Annotated in this window: 7 protein-coding genes; 6 read left to right on the top strand and 1 reads right to left on the bottom strand. The window is 69.2% G+C overall.

Annotation, left to right across the window (positions count from 1 at the left end):
- Position 1 precedes the first annotated feature (1 nt).
- Genes ACO07Z_RS13100 through ACO07Z_RS13080 form a run of 5 tightly spaced genes read left to right on the top strand, consistent with a single transcriptional unit; the run spans position 2 to position 13,591 of the window.
- Positions 2–6,943, top strand: a complete 6,942-nt coding sequence (locus ACO07Z_RS13100; protein ID WP_421699107.1) for an amino acid adenylation domain-containing protein — start codon at positions 2–4, stop codon at positions 6,941–6,943.
- A gap of 9 nt (positions 6,944–6,952) precedes the next feature.
- A complete protein-coding gene (locus ACO07Z_RS13095) occupies positions 6,953–8,611 on the top strand; it encodes an efflux transporter outer membrane subunit (RefSeq protein ID WP_421699106.1) in 1,659 nt (552 codons plus the stop codon).
- Positions 8,608–9,720 carry an efflux RND transporter periplasmic adaptor subunit gene (locus ACO07Z_RS13090; RefSeq protein ID WP_421699105.1) on the top strand — a complete coding sequence of 371 codons (1,113 nt, stop codon included), beginning with the start codon at positions 8,608–8,610 and terminating at the stop codon, positions 9,718–9,720. The genes ACO07Z_RS13095 and ACO07Z_RS13090 overlap by 4 nt, the downstream gene beginning before the upstream one ends.
- Before the next feature lie 12 nt (positions 9,721–9,732).
- Positions 9,733–12,798: an efflux RND transporter permease subunit gene (locus ACO07Z_RS13085; RefSeq protein WP_421699104.1), complete on the top strand. Its 3,066-nt coding sequence runs from the start codon at positions 9,733–9,735 to the stop codon at positions 12,796–12,798.
- Between the two features lies 1 nt (position 12,799).
- Positions 12,800–13,591 (top strand): 4'-phosphopantetheinyl transferase superfamily protein, encoded by a 792-nt coding sequence (locus ACO07Z_RS13080; RefSeq protein ID WP_421699103.1) that lies wholly within the window; start codon positions 12,800–12,802, stop codon positions 13,589–13,591.
- A 46-nt stretch (positions 13,592–13,637) separates the two neighbouring features.
- Here ACO07Z_RS13080 and ACO07Z_RS13075 read toward each other — a convergent pair whose 3' ends face one another.
- A complete protein-coding gene (locus ACO07Z_RS13075; RefSeq protein WP_421699102.1) occupies positions 13,638–14,105 on the bottom strand; it encodes a MarR family winged helix-turn-helix transcriptional regulator in 468 nt (155 codons plus the stop codon).
- Positions 14,106–14,249: 144 nt separating this feature from the next.
- Between ACO07Z_RS13075 and ACO07Z_RS13070 the strand changes: the two genes are divergently transcribed.
- Entirely contained in the window at positions 14,250–15,050 is an 801-nt protein-coding gene (locus tag ACO07Z_RS13070; RefSeq protein ID WP_421699101.1) for an alpha/beta fold hydrolase, read from the top strand.
- Positions 15,051–15,090 lie beyond the last annotated feature (40 nt).

Here is a 15,090-nt window from a genome sequence, read left to right as displayed (position 1 = left end):
GATGGCCAGCGGCTATGTTGCCGGCCTCTCCTTTGGCCAGCGCCAGATAAGAATGGCGGAATTGCTGCGGCCCGGCCGCACGCTGTTCGCCATGCCCCTGCTTGTGCGCGTCGAAGGGCGGATCGATCCGGATGCGCTGCGTGCTGCCTTGGCGATGGTGGCACGACGGCACGACAGTCTGCGGGCCTCCTTTCCCCTGGTGAATGGCGCGCCGGTGCAGGCCGTGGCGGATGAGGCGCCGCTGCCGCTCGCCGTCATCGCCACCGGAGAGGCTTTCGACAGCCCCGCCTTCGACGCCGTCCTGGCCACGCAGGCGCAGGCGATGGTGGACGAACCTTTCGACCTCTCGGCCGGGCCGCTGGCACGCTTCAGCCTGGTGAGAGCGGCGGATGATGGCGGCGTGCTGGTGGCGGTGCTCCACCACATCATCAGTGACGGCGCCTCGCTCACGATTCTGCGGCGCGATCTGGTGGCGGCCTATGATGCGGCGCTGGCCGGCCGGCGGGAAGCGGGACCGCCCCTGCCGCTGCAATTTCCCGATGTCGCGGATTGGGAGCAGGAAAGGTTCGGCGGCCCGGGCCCCGCGCTCGATGCCGCCATGGCGGCGTGGCGTGCCCGGCTCGCCGGTGCGCGGGTCCGGCTGGATTTGCCCTATGACCGCGCGCCAAGCGAGGGCGGCAGCCTGCGCTCGGCTCAGGCGGAGCTGCATGTGCCGGGCGATGTCGCCACTGCTCTCGCCGCACTGGCGCGGCGGGAGGGGGCGAGCGAATTCAGCCTCTACCTCACCCTGCTGTTCGTTGTGCTGCGGCGCTGGAGCGGGCTGGATGATCTCGTCGTCACCATTCCCGCCGCGCGCCGCGACCGGCCGGACCTTGCCGACATGATCGGGCTGCTGGTCGACACGCTGCCGATCCGCGCCAGCGTAGCGGATGAGGCACGCTTTCCCGCGCTGCTGGGCGAGGTGCAGGACAGCCTGCGCGCGGCGCTGGCGCAGCGCGACCTGCCCTTCGAGCGCATCATAGAGGCAAGCGGCGTCGAGCGGCGAGGCGAGGCCGCGCCCTTCCTGCAGGTGCTGTTCGGTGCGGCAGAGCCCCCGGCACCCACCCTCACCGCGCTGGACGGCACCCGCTTCGCGATCCTGCCGGAGCAGCTCGACCAGGAGGCCAAGGCGGAGCTGTCGGTGGTCTATGCCGCCGCGCCGGACGGGCTGCGCCTGTGGTGCCGCTACGATGCCATGCTGTTCGACTCTGCCACCATCGAGGCCGTGCTCCGCTGGTTCGGCCGGCTGGCGCAGGCGGTGGCGGCACAGCCTGACCAGCCGGTGCTCGAGGTTCCCCTGCTCGCTCCCGCGGAAGGCGCGGCGCAGGTGGCGCGCTTCAACGCCACCGCTCTTGCCTATGAACGCGAGGACAGCGCTATCGCCTTGTTCTTGCGTGACGCGGCGCGCCACCCGGACGCGATCGCGATCGAAGAAGACGGCCTGCGTCTCAGCTATGGCGCGCTCGCCGACCGGGCGCGCCGGCTGGCGGGCGTGCTGGCGACGCAGGGGGTGGCGGCGGGTGAAGTGGTGCTGCTGGTGCTGCCGGTCTCCGGCGCGTTGATCGAGGCGCAGCTCGCGGTGCTGACGCTCGGCGCCGCCTATGCGCCGATCGACCCGACCTACCCGGCCGAACAGCGCGATGTGCGCGCGCGGCAGGTCGGCGCCCGCCACGCCGTGGCGCTCGACCCGTCGCTGGCGACGGAAGGATGCGCCACACTGAGCTGGGCCGCGCTGCGTGAGGGTGCCGAGGCGGCAGCGCCGCATCCCGAGGTCGCGTCAAGCGCGCAGAGCCCGGCCTATGTGATGTTCACCTCCGGCTCCACCGGCACGCCGAAGGCGGTGAGCGTGCCGCACCGCGCCATTGTCCGCCTCGCCCGCGCGCAGGGGCTCGCAGCCCCCGACCTGCGCGCCGCCGTCTATTCCAACCCCGCCTTCGACGCCTCGACGCTGGAAATCTGGGTGCCGCTGCTCAATGGCGGCACGCTGCTCCCGGTGGACCGCACGGTGGTAATGGACCCGCGTGCGCTGCGGCTGTTCCTCTCCGAGGCGCGGATTTCGCTGTTGTGGATCACCGCCGGGCTGTTTCAGCAGATCGCTGCGCTGGACCCCGCCGCCTTTGCCGGCCCCCGCCTCGTGATAACAGGCGGCGACGTGGTCAATCCGGTGGCGGCGCGCGCCGTGCTGGCGGCGGGCCGCGCCAAGGGGCTGGCGCTGTTCAACGGCTATGGCCCGACCGAGAACACCACCTTCAGCACGCTGTTCGACATTGGCGATCTTGGCGCGGACGAACTGACCGTCCCCATCGGCCGGCCGATCTCCAACAGCACCGCCTATGTGCTCGATCCCGCCGGCCGCCCGCTGCCACCGGGCCTGGTGGGCGAACTCTGGGTCGGCGGCGACGGCGTCGCGCTCGGCTATCACGGCGATGCGGACCTCACCGCCGCCCGCTTCCGGCCCGACCCGTTCGCCACCAACCCGGCGGCGCGCATGTACCGCACCGGCGACCTCGCCCGCTGGCGGGCGGACGGCAGCATCGTCTTCCTCGGCCGCGCCGACCGGCAGGTGAAGGTGCGCGGCTTCCGCATCGAGCTGGGCGAGATCGAGGCGGTGCTGGCGCTTCACCCCGGCGTCGGCGGCGCGGCCGTGCTGGCGCCGCGCCGGGAGAGCGGCGAGCGCGATCTCATCGCCTATGTCGCGCCCAAGCCGGGCCTTATGCTGACACCGGGCGAGCTGCGCGCGCATCTGGAAGCCCGCCTGCCCCGGCAGATGATGCCGCAGGCTTATCTCCTTCTCGACCATCTGCCGCTCAACGCCAATGGCAAGGTCGATACCCGCGCCCTGCCGGCGGTCGAGATCGCGGAAACACCCGCCGAAGCGCCGGTGGAGCCGCGCACGCCGGAAGAACGCATTCTCGCGCGCATCTGGGCCGATCTGCTGATCCCGACCGGCTTCGGGGTGCGCGACAATTTTTTCCATGTCGGCGGCGATTCCATCCTCACCATCCGCCTCGTCGCCCGCGCCTATGAGGCCGGCCTGGACCTCGAGCTGAAGGATGTGTTCGACCAGCCGACCATTGAGGGCCTCGCCGCCATCGCCCTGCGGCGTCAGCGGGCGGTGCAGGCGCGCAGCCATGGCGCCCGCTATGGGGCGGAGCTGATTGCCGCCGCCTGCGATTCCCGCAATCCCTGCCGTTTTGTCAGCGTCTCGGTGCCGGCAACCGTCTCGACGGTCGATCTCGGCTATGCGATCGAGCGCCTCGCCGAACGGCACGACGCGCTGCGCCTCGTGCGGGTGGAGGACGCCACCGGGCGCTCGCTCGCCATCTCCGATTTCCTCCCCGCCGTGCCCGTGCGCTTCGTCGATGTGCCCACGACCACGCTCGACGATCTCGACCGCTGGATCACCGATAACAGCGCCCGGCTCGCGCGCGGCATCGACCTGGCGGCGGGGGTAACCATTGCCGCCACGCTGGTGACAGCGCAGGCGCCAGCGGCGGGAAGGGCCACCGTCGTGCTCGCCCTGCATGAGGGTGTGGCGGACGACCGGGCATTGTTGCTGCTGGCGACCGAGCTTGAAGCCGCGCTGGCCGCCGGACCGGACAGCGCCCTCCCGCCGGTGCCCCCCTTTGGCTTCTCGCACTGGCTCGCCTGGCTCGCCGACCATGCCGCCAGCCCCAAGGTGCGCGCGGCGGCGATGGCGTGCGAAGCCGCCGAAGCGGAAGCTCCGCCCGATGCGTTCGCCGCCAGCGCCCCCACCCTCGCCGCCGCGCAGCTGCTGTTGGACGCCAGTACCTCGCGCCTGCTGCTGGAGGAATTGCCCGGCCGGCTCGGCGTGTCGCTGGTCGACGCGTTGCTGGTCGCGCTCGGCGAGGCGCTGGATGGGGCGCCCGCCGTCGAGCTGGTGGATGGCCGCCGCGCGCTCCCGCCGGGCGCGCCGGAAGCGGCGGGGCTCGTCGGCAATCTCGACCTGCTGCTGCCCTTGCAGGCCTGCGCTTCGGGGGCGCCGTTTGGCGCGCGGCTGCGCATGGCCAAGACGGCGCGCCAACGCGCCGAGCCGCTGGGCCTCGCCTTCAGCGCGATTCGCTCCGCCTTCCGCTTCGCCCCGCCGGCGCTCAGCGTGGCCTTGCTGCCGGCCGCCGCGCCGGACCCGGCGATCCGTCTCCACCCGCAGGCGCCGAACGTCCCGGATACGGTCCGCGCCGGGCTGACGGTGCGGGTGAGCGGCGGGCGCCTCGCGCTCGGCTGGTCGGAGGCCGCACCCGCCGAGACGACGGAGGCGCGGCTGGCGGCCATCGGCGAGAGCCTGCGCGCCATTGCCGGCTGGGCGCAAAGTCAGTCGGCTCCCCTGCTTACCCCCGGGGACTTTCCGCTTGCCGGGGTCGATGCGGCGACGCTGGACGCTCTGGCCAGCGCGTGCCCCGATCTCGAGGACATCTACCCGCTCTCGCCCATGCAGGAGGCGATGCTGCTGCATTCACTCAGCCGGCAGGGGTCGGCGGTGAATTTCGAGCAGAGCTGCATGCGCTTTACGGGCGCACTCGACAGCGCGGCGCTGCGCAAGGCATGGACACTGGTGTTCGAGCGCCACGCGGTGCTGCGCAGCGTTTTTCGCTGGCGTGGGCTGGAGCGGCCCTTGCAACTCGTCCGCCGAAACGCGCCGCCACCGGTGGAACTGGAGACCTGGCCGTCCTTCAGCGCCGAGCGGCTGGAACAGCGTCTGGCGCAGGACCGCGCGGCGGGCTTTGACCTGGAGGCCGGCCCCCTCGCCCGGCTGATCCTGATCCGGGTGAGCGCCGCCGAGGCCTATCTCATCGCCTCCTTCCATCACATGCTGGCCGATGGCTGGTGCCTCGCCCAGCTGGAGCGGGAGGCCCGCGCCGCCTATGAGGCGCTGCGGCGCGGCATGCCCCCGGCATTGCCGCCGCCGGCCCGCTTCCGCGACTTCATCGCCTGGACCGCGACGCTGGAGCGCGAGGGCCTGCGCGCGGCCTTCGTGCCGCTTCTCGCCGGGGCCCCCGCGCAGCCGGCGCTGCACCCGGCCGGGAATGGCGCGGCAAGCTACGTCACCATCCGCCGCCCGCTGCCGCTGGAGCCGAGCAAGGCGCTGAGCGATCTTTCGCGCCGGCGCGGCCTCACCATCGCCGCCCTCGCGCATCTCGCCTGGGGGCTTTGGACCGCCGCCCGGCGCGGCGTGGCGGACACGGTTTTCTGCACCACCGTTTCCGGCCGACCGCCGCAGGTGCCGGGCGTCGAGCAGATGGTCGGCCTGTTCATCAACAACCTGCCGGTACGGCTGCGCTTTTCGCCTTCCAGCCCGCTGCTGGCTCTGGCGCAGGAGATGCAGCGCCAGAGCGCCGCTTTGCAATCGCAGGCGCAGCTGTCGCTGAGAGAGGTTGCCGAGGCCGCCGGGATTGCCGATCGCGCCTCGTCCCTGTTCGACACGTTGCTGGTGGTGGAGAACATGCCGGCGGGCTCGGACGCCTGGGCCGGCGCCGGCGGGCTACGGGTGGAGAGCGTGCACAATGCGCTGAAATCCGCCTACAGCCTCACCGGTGTGGTGGTGCCGGGCGAGCGGATCGGGCTCTCCCTCGTGCTGCCGGACCTCGACGGCACTGCCGCCGCACGCGGTGAGGGGATGATGGCGGAATTCGCCGCCGTCTTCGCCGCCCTGCCCGGCCTCATCGACGGGACGGTGGCCGCCGTGCCGCTCCCCGCTGCCGCTCCCCTGTCGCCTGCGGAAGAAAATCCGCCTATCGACGACGTGCCGGCGCCGGACGCGGCGCCACCCGCACCACCCTCCGACGCCGTCGAGGCAGCGGTGCTTGACGTGCTCGCCGCGCTGCTCGGCCCCCGTCTCGCCCGTGCCGAGGACGTGCTGGCGGCCGGCCTCACCTCGCTGGGCCTGGCCACGGCGGCGGCCCGGCTGTCGGAACGGCTCGCCCGCCCCGTGCCGGTCACGGCGCTGATCGAACATCGCAGCGCCGCCGCGCTGGCGCGTGCGCTCTCCGGGAAGGAGGCCGGGGCGACGGCGTGGGATGCGGTGGTGCCGCTTACCGGCGGGGAGGGCCCGCCTTTCATCTGTGCGCACCCCATCGCCGGCGATGTCAGCGCCTTCCTCGATCTCGCCCGGGCCTTTCCGGCGGCTATTCCCTTCTGGGCTCTGCAGGCGCCCGGGCTGGAAAAAGGCCAGGAACCGCCCACCAGCGTCGCGGCACTGGCGGCCGCCAATCTCGACGCGCTGGCGCGCAGGGGTGTGGCCGCCCCGCGCTTCCTCGGTGGTTACTCCTTCGGCGGCATCGTTGCCTATGAGATGGCCTGCCAGCTTCACGCGCGCGGCACGCCGCCCGAACGGCTCATCATCATCGACACGCCGGCCCCGCTCGGCAGCCGCTCGGTGCTGCCGGAGGATCCCGAACGGGCGCAGGCACAATGGCTGCTGCGGATGGCTCAGGTCCGCGCCCGCCACCATCAGGCGCCGCTCGCCCTCAGCCTGGAGGAATTGCTGGCGCAGACCGACGATGCCCGCTTCGCCCTCGCCTGCACGCGGATGCGGCAGGCCGGGCTGATCGCGCCGGAAGCCGATGCCGCTTGGCTGCGCCGCGCCTATCGCGCCAGCCGCGCGCTCTATGACGCCTTCCTGGCTTATGCGCCTCCCGAGAATGCGCCGCGCAACCTGCCCCTGTGCCTCCTCCGCGCCGGCCATCCCGCGGGCGGTGATCTCAGTGAGGCCGATCGGGCCGTTCTTGCCGCGCCGGATATGGGCTGGTCCCGGCTGACCGGTCGCGTGCTCGGGGTGCATGAGGTTCCAGGCGACCATGTGTCCATCCTCTCCGGCGCGGCGGCGGTACAAACAGCCGAGGCAATCGCCTCTTTTCTCGACATGCCCTCCCCTGTGCGCAGGTAGGATGACGCCATGGGGGAAGGCGCGATTCGCGGCACAGAGAGACATCGACCGGCGCAGGACGCCGCGCACCGGGCGGCGCCCGGGACGCGCGGGCGGCTGAGCGCGCTTGTCGGCGTCCTGCTGCTCGGCGGCTGTATGGTAGGCCCGAACTTCCAGCCACCACCGGCCCCGGCCGTCAGCGGCTATACGGTGGAACCGCAGCTCAAGCCGGCCATGGCGACCGATGTGGTGGGCGGCGCGCCGCAAAGCTTCGTCACCGCGCTCGATGTCGGGGGGCAGTGGTGGCGCGAGTTCAACTCGCCGCAGATCAACGCTTTCGTCGAAGAGGCGGTGCGCAACCATCCCGATGTCCGGGCGGCGCAATATGCGCTGCGCGCCGCGCGGGAAACGGCGCTGCAGGTGCGCGGGCAGTTTCTGCCGCAGGTCACCGGCAATGTCACGGCGACGCGTGAACAGATCACCGCCGCCTCGGGCGGCACGACCGGCAAACCGACGCTCTACAATCTCTATGAGACGACGGTCGACGTTTCCTACACGCTCGATCTGTTCGGCGGCATTCGCCGGCAGGTCGAATCCGCCGATGCGCAGGCGCAGTATCAGCGCTTCGAGATGGAGGCGACCTATCTCACCCTCATCGCCAACGTCGTCACCTCGGCGATCACGGATGCCTCGCTGCGCGACCAGATCGCCTCGACGCAGGCTATCGTCGAGGCCGAGACCGACCAGCTGCGCCGCGTCCAGCGCCAGTTCGAGGTGGGCGCCGTCTCGCAGGCCGATGTGCTCGCCCAGCAGACCACGCTGGCGCAGACACAAGCAACCCTGCCGCCGCTGCAGAAGCAGCTGGCGCAGGGCCGCAACCAGCTCATGGCCTATCTCGGCCGACTACCCAGCGAGGATCGCGGTGAAAGCGTCAGTCTCCGCAGCCTGCGCCTGCCGCGCAAGCTGCCGGTGAGCCTACCCTCCGACCTCGTGCGCCAGCGTCCCGACATCCGCCAGGCGGAAGCGACGCTGCATCAGGCCGCGGCGACGGTGGGGGTCAACACGGCCAATCTGCTGCCGCAGATCACCCTCACCCCCTCGGTGAGTTCGCAGGCGCTGGACGTGGGTCAGCTCTTCACACCGAATGGCCTGGCCTGGACCGCTGCGGCCAGCATCGCCCAGACGCTGATGGACGGCGCCCAGCTCTACCGCACCAAGGAGGCGAGCGTCGCCGCCTTCGAGCAGGACTATGCGCTGTATCAAAGCACGGTGCTGACCGCCTTCCAGAACGTGGCGGACGCGCTGCGCGCCGTGCAGTACGACGCCGGCACCCTGCGCGCTCAGGCGTTGGCGGAGCAGTCGGCGCTCGACAGCCTCAAGATGGCGCAGGAACAGTTCAAGGTCGGCGCCATCGGCTATGCCATCGTCATCGAGGCGCAGCAGGCCTATCAGAACGCCGTCATCGCCCGCATCCAGGCCCAGGCGCTGCGCTACAACGACACGGTGGCGCTGTTTCAGGCGCTGGGCGGCGGCTGGTGGAACCGCGTCGACGAGACCGCCGACGCCGCACCGCGCAATGGCGGCTATTTCGAAGGGCCGGACGGCCCCGCGCTCGCCGCCACCCGGCCCGGCCTGCCCGACCTGCCACCGACGCCCGAGCCCGGCACTGCCAAGGAGACATCCCGGTGAGCAAACCGCGTGTGATCATGTGGCTGGCCGTCGCAGCCCTTGCCGGCGCGGCCTTCTATGTCACGAAGGACCGCCTTGCCCCCGGTGCCGCGCCACCGCATGGCGGTGCCCCCGCCCAGACGGTGGCGGCGCAGACGGCGCAGAAGCAGAGCTGGCAGCCCACCATGGAGCTGGTGGGCGAACTGGTGGCCTCCGAGGGCGCCGACCTCTCGCTGCAGGTGTCCGGCATCGTGGAATCGCTGTCCTTCGAATCCGGGCAGACGGTGAAGGCAGGCACGCCGCTGCTGCAGCTGGTCGCCGAGGACCAGATCGCCAAGCTCGCCTCGCTCAGGGCCACCGCCGAGCTCAACGCCATCATCCTCAAGCGCGACATCGAGCAATTGAAGATCAAGGCGGTGAGCCAGGCCACGGTGGATACGGACGAGGCCAATCTGAAGAACTCGCAGGCGCTGGTGAAGCAGCAGGAGGCGCTGGTCTCCTACTACACGCTCAAGGCGCCCTTCGCCGGTCGGCTTGGCATCCGCAATGTCGATCTCGGCGAATATCTCAGCGCCGGCACCTCCGTCGTGACGCTGCAAGCGCTCGATCCGCTCTTCGCCGACTTCTTCGTGCCTCAGAAATTCTTCGGTACGTTGAACGTGGGCGAACCGGTGAAGGTGATGGTCGACGCCTATCCCGGCCAGTCCTTCGCCGGCAAGGTGAGCGCGATCAATTCCAAGGTCGAGAGCGGCAGCCGCAACGTGAAAGTCCGGGCGACGCTGGCCAATCCGGACAGCAAGCTGGTACCCGGCATGTTCGCCCGCATCAGTCTCGATGTCGGTGCGGCCGAAGACTTCGTCACTTTGCCGCAGACGGCCATCGTCGCCAATCCCTATGGCTCGACCGTGTTCGTGCTGGAGAAGACGGCCGACGGCAAGGGGCTGGTGGCGCGCGAGACCTTCGTCAAGCTGGGCGAGGCACGGGGCGACTTCGTCGCGGTCGTCTCCGGCCTCACCGAGGGCGAGACGGTCGTGGTCGCAGGCCAGATCAAGCTGCGCAACGGCACGCCGGCGGTGATCGACAACAGCCATCTGCCCAAGGTCGAGCTCAATCCGACCGTATCGGACTGACGGGAGCGGATCATGGCCTTCACCGATCACTTCGTCCGCCGCCCGGTGCTCTCGCTGGTGGTGAGCGCGCTGATCCTGGTGATCGGCCTCAGGGCCATGTTCGGCCTGCCGATCCTGCAATATCCGGCGATGCAGAACGGCGTGGTGACCGTCACCACCACCTATGCCGGCGCCGACGCCGACATCATCGCGGGCTTCATCACCTCGCCGCTGGAGAACGTGATCGCGCAGGCGAACGGCATCGACTACATGACCTCGTCGAGCCAGACCGGCGTCAGCACGATCACCGTCAATCTGCGCCTGAACTACAATACCGGCGACGCCCTCACCGAAATCAGCACCAAGGTCAATTCGGTGCTGAGTCAGCTGCCGAACGGCACCCAGCAGCCGGTGCTGGAGCTGAAGACCGGCTCCACCATCGACGCGATGTACATCGCCTTCTCCAGCACCGTACTCGCGGAAAATCAGGTCACCGACTATGTCGCCCGCGTGGTGCAGCCGAAGCTGCAGGCGGTGGCCGGCGTGCAGGTGGCTGAAATCCTGGGCGGCAAGAACTTCGCGCTGCGGGCCTGGCTCGATCCGGACAAGCTGGCCGCGCTCGGCCTGACCGCCACCGATGTCGCCACCGCGCTGGAGACTAATGACTATATCGCCGGCATCGGCACCACCAAGGGCCGGCTGATCCAGGTGAAGCTCTCCGCCGCGACCAATCTTCACTCGGCCGAGGAATTCCGACAGCTCATCATCAAGAATGTCGACGGTGCGGTGATCCGGCTCAAGGACGTGGCCGAGGTCGAGCTGGGCAGCGACGATTACGATTCGCGCACCAGCTTCAACGGCAAGGGCGCGGTCTATATCGGCATCCAGGTGGCGCCCTCGGCCAATCTCCTGAGCGTCATCGGCGAGGTGCGCTCGATCCTGCCGGGCATCTTCGCCGACCTGCCGACTGGCCTCACCGGCACGGTGCTGTATGACGCGACGGATTTCGTCAACACCTCCATCCATGAAGTAGTGGTCTCGCTGTTCCAGGCGGCGCTGATCGTGACGCTGGTGGTGTTCGTGTTCCTCGGCTCCTGGCGCTCGGTGTTCATCCCCATCGTCGCCATTCCGCTCTCGCTGATCGGCAGCTTCGCGCTGATGCTGGCCTTCGGCTTCTCCATCAACCTGCTGACCCTGCTGGCGCTGGTGCTCGCCATCGGCCTCGTGGTGGACGACGCCATCATCGTGGTGGAGGGCGTGAACCGCCACATGGAGCAGGGCCTCTCGCCTAAGGACGCGGCCATGGCCGCCGCCCGCGAACTGGCGGGGCCGATCGTCGCCATGACGGCGGTGCTGATCGCCGTCTATGTGCCGGTCGGTTTTCAGGGCGGGCTCACCGGCTCGCTGTTCACCGAATTCGCCTTCACCCTGGTGGCGGCGGTGATGGTGTCGGCGGTCATCGCGCTCACACTGTCGCCGATGAGCTGCGCTTATCTGCTCGCCCCCTATGACCCCGCCGCCCGCACGGTGGAGGCACGGATGGTGCGCGCCATCGACGGCGCGATGAAAGCGGTCACCCGGATCTACCGCGCCGCGCTCTCGGCCTCGCTGCATCTGCTGCCGCTCACCGTGCTGTTCGGCGCGCTGGTGCTGTCGAGCATCTATTGGCTCTACTCCAACTCCACCTCCCAGCTGGCGCCGGCGGAAGATGAAGGCGTCATCCTCACCATGATGACGGCGGCACCGAACGCGACGCTGGAGCAGCGCGAATTCTACGTGCAGAAAATCTACGACATTCTCGACAAGCGGCCGGAAACCAACCTTGTCTTCCAGATCGACATGCCCGGGCAGGTGATCGGTGGCTGGGTGCTCAAGCCGTGGGACGAGCGCAGCGTATCGGCGCTGCAGCTGGCGCCGCTGATCCAGCAGGAGTTCAACAAGATCGCCGGCGTGCGCGTCGCCGCCTTCCAGCTGCCGCCCCTGCCCGGCAGCAGCGGCCTGCCGATCCAGTTCGTGCTGAAGTCCAATGACAGCTATGAGCGGCTTTACGAGGCCTCGCAGAACTTCCTCACCGAGGCGATGAAGAGCGGCAAGTTCATCTTCCTCGACAGCGACATGAAGATCGACCAGCCGCACGCCGCCATCCATTTCGACCGCGACAAGGTCTCCTCCCTCGGCCTCAATATGAGCGATGTCGGCGCCGCCATGGCGACCATGCTGGGCGGCAATTACGCCAATTATTTCGACCTCGGTGGCCGGTCGTACAAGGTCATTCCTCAGGTGAAGCAGCAGCACCGGCTCAATACCGACCAGCTGCTGAACTACTATATCAAGGCGTCGGACGGCACCTCGGTCCCACTCTCGACTATCGCCTGGATCGAAACGAAAACCGTGCCGCAGTCGCTGAACCATTTCCAGCAGCTGAACTCCGCGACCATTTCCGGCATCCCCATGCCGGGCGTGTCGGATGGCGAGGCGCTGGACGAGCTGAAAGCCATTTCCGCGCGGGCGCTGCCCGCCGGCTACAGCTATGGCTTTGCCGGTGCCTCGCGCCAACTGGAGCAGGAATCCGGCGGCTTCGTCACCACCTTCGCGCTGGCGCTGGTCATCATCTTCCTGGCGCTGGCGTCGCTGTTCAACAGCTTCCGCGATCCGCTCGTCATCCTGGTCTCGGTGCCGATGTCGCTCGCCGGTGCGCTGGTGTTCATCTGGCTCGGCATTGGCGGGGCGACGATCAACATCTACACCCAGGTCGGCCTCGTCACGCTCATGGGGCTGGTGAGCAAGCACGGCATTCTGATGGTCGAAGTCGCCAATACGCTGCGCCAGCAGGGCCTCGCCAAGCGCGAGGCGGTGATCGAGGCCGCCAGCATCCGCCTGCGGCCGATCCTGATGACGACGGCCGCCATGGTGCTGGGCGTCACGCCGCTGATCATCGCCACCGGGGCCGGCGCCAATTCGCGCTACAATATGGGTCTGGTCATCGCCTCCGGCCTCTCCATCGGCACGTTGTTCACCTTGTTCGTGGTGCCGGCCTTCTATCTGCTGCTGAGCCACAGCGACGAGCCCGCGCCGGCCACCGCCGATGCGCGCGCGTGAGATGTCGCCGCCTCCCACCCCCGGCAGCTTTCGCCGCGCGTCCGCCTTCGCTCTTGAAGGCGACGGTCGTAACTTTGATGGCGCGATGGCGCTGGTGGCAGCGCCGCTCGCTGAACTCGAAGCGGCGGCGCCCGGCGACCTTGCGCCCGAAGAGGCCGCGCTGCTGACGGAACGCCTGGCCCCCGCGCGGCGCCAGTCATTGCTCATCGGGCGCCGGGCGGCCAAGGACGCGCTCGGCCTTCTCGCCCCCGAGCTTGGTCGTCGCGACATCCGCATTCTCCCCGGCCTGTTCGGGCAGCCGGTGGTGGCGATGCCCGGCCGCACCAATGTGCAGGTGACGTTGGCACATGCCGACGGGGCCGCCTTCGCGATCGCTCATCCGGAGGCCTGTCCCATGGGGGTGGATCTCGAACGTTTCGTCCCCGCGCATCTCAGCGCGTTGCAGGAGCAGACAACAGCGCGCGAGCGTGAGGCGATGCGCGCCGCCATGCCGGGCGATGAAGGACAACGGCTCTTGCTGCTGTGGAGTCTGAAGGAGGCTCTTTCCAAGGCGCTGCGCACCGGGCTGACCGTGCCCTTCACCCTGTTGGAAGTGAACCACCTCTCCCCGGTGCCGGGCGGCGTCACGGCGCAATTCGCTAACTTCGCCCAGTATGAGGGGATTGCCTTCGCGGCGGCCCCCTTCGTCGCAGCGGTGGTGCATCCACGCTTGGCGCTGTGGCCGGAGCGGGACGGCGGCGCCGTGCCCGTTAAGCTACGCGACTGGCTCGGCGCGCTCGCCACGCTCGGCTGAACGGCGCCGCCTTGACGGCGGAGACGGCGCGCAAACGCCTATAGGGTCAGCTCGGCGCGGTCCAGTCGCCGAGATGGGCGTAAAGCGCGTCGCGCAGATCGCGCATGTCGCGGTTCATCGCGCCGAGATGCGCGGGGCTTTGGCCCGAAGCGAGCAGCAGCGCATCGCCGAGGCACCCTGCCTTGCTCTTGAGCGCGCGGCCCTCATCGGTAAGAGCGACCACGACCTGACGCTCATTGTCGGGATTGCGGGTGCGACGCACGAGGCCGGCGGCTTCAAGCCGCTTGAGGAGCGGTGTGAGCGTGCTCGACTCCAGCGCCAGCCTCTCAGCGATGCCGCCGACGGTGAGCTTGTCCTCGCGCCACAGCACATTGAGCACGAGATATTGCGGATAGGTCAGCCCAAGCTGGTCGAGCAGGGGCTTGTAGACGCGCTGGATGGCCATGCCGACCGAATAAATGGCGTAGCAGAGCTGGTCGTCGAGCGGCACGGGCGGGTTGGCGTTGGTGGTCATGGCAAGGCTCCTTTCCCTTCAATATAGCCATGGCCCCGCAAAAAAGAATATCGCGATAAGATTTGTGCTGGACAGATCGAGCAGGCTCGTCTATCACACCTTTATCGCGATAATCGTTATCGCAACCTCACAAGGAGCCCGATCATGACGATCAAGACCCGCAGCCTGCTCGCCACTATGGCCGCCGCCGCCAGCCTGTCCACTGCCGTCGCCGCCGCCGCAGCCGCAGCCGAGGGTGTCCCGGCGTCCCAGCCGGTCCGCAATGTCGTGCTCGTCCACGGCGCCTTCGCCGACGGTTCCGGCTGGCGCGGCGTCTATGATCAGCTGACCCAGCGCGGCTACCGCGTCACCATCGTGCAGAACCCGCTCACCTCGCTGGCGGACGATGTCGCAGCCACGCGCCGCGCGCTGGCCCGCCAGGACGGCCCGGCCATTCTGGTCGGCCACAGCTGGGGCGGCACCGTCATCACCGAGGCCGGCGTCGACCCGAAGGTGGCAGGCCTCGTCTATGTCTCCGCCCTGTCCCCCGATGCCGGCGAGACCACCGCGCTGCAATATGAAGGCTTCGTCACCCCGCCCGAATTCGTGCTCGACATCGGCGAGGATGGCTTCGGCTATGTGAAGCCGTCGCAGTTCAAGGCCGGCTTCGCCGCCGACACCACCGACGCCGACGCGGCTTTCATGCGCGACTCGCAGGTGCCGATCGCCATGTCCTCCTTCGGCACGAAGCTGACCCAGGCGGCCTGGCGCAGCAAGCCGAGCTGGGCGGTGATCGCCACAGACGACAAGGCGTTCGACCAGCGCATGCTGCAGCACATGGCCAAGCGCATCGGCGCCAAGGTCACCGAGGTTCCCGCGAGCCACGCCGTGTTCATGACCCAGCCCAAGGTCGTCGCCGACGTGATCGACGCCGCGGCCCGGAGCGCCAGTGCCGCTGCCCAGTAGAGGCACGCGGACCCACCGCAGATTCCGAACCATTTCACCG

Source organism: Ancylobacter sp., assembly GCF_965229075.1.
Taxonomy (GTDB): Bacteria; Pseudomonadota; Alphaproteobacteria; order Rhizobiales; family Xanthobacteraceae; genus Ancylobacter.
The sequence above is the reverse complement of the archived record's forward strand: the minus strand, read 5'-3'. Positions and strand labels throughout refer to the sequence as shown.

Excerpts from the sequence above, each read along its gene's own strand:
- ACO07Z_RS13100 (WP_421699107.1), top strand. The coding sequence starts at position 2 with ATGGCCAGCGGCTATGTTGCCGGCCTCTCCTTTGGCCAGCGCCAGATA.
- ACO07Z_RS13095 (WP_421699106.1), top strand. The coding sequence starts at position 6,953 with ATGGGGGAAGGCGCGATTCGCGGCACAGAGAGACATCGACCGGCGCAG.
- ACO07Z_RS13085 (WP_421699104.1), top strand. The coding sequence starts at position 9,733 with ATGGCCTTCACCGATCACTTCGTCCGCCGCCCGGTGCTCTCGCTGGTG.
- ACO07Z_RS13080 (WP_421699103.1), top strand. The coding sequence starts at position 12,800 with ATGTCGCCGCCTCCCACCCCCGGCAGCTTTCGCCGCGCGTCCGCCTTC.
- ACO07Z_RS13075 (WP_421699102.1), bottom strand. The coding sequence starts at position 14,105 with ATGACCACCAACGCCAACCCGCCCGTGCCGCTCGACGACCAGCTCTGC.
- ACO07Z_RS13070 (WP_421699101.1), top strand. The coding sequence starts at position 14,250 with ATGACGATCAAGACCCGCAGCCTGCTCGCCACTATGGCCGCCGCCGCC.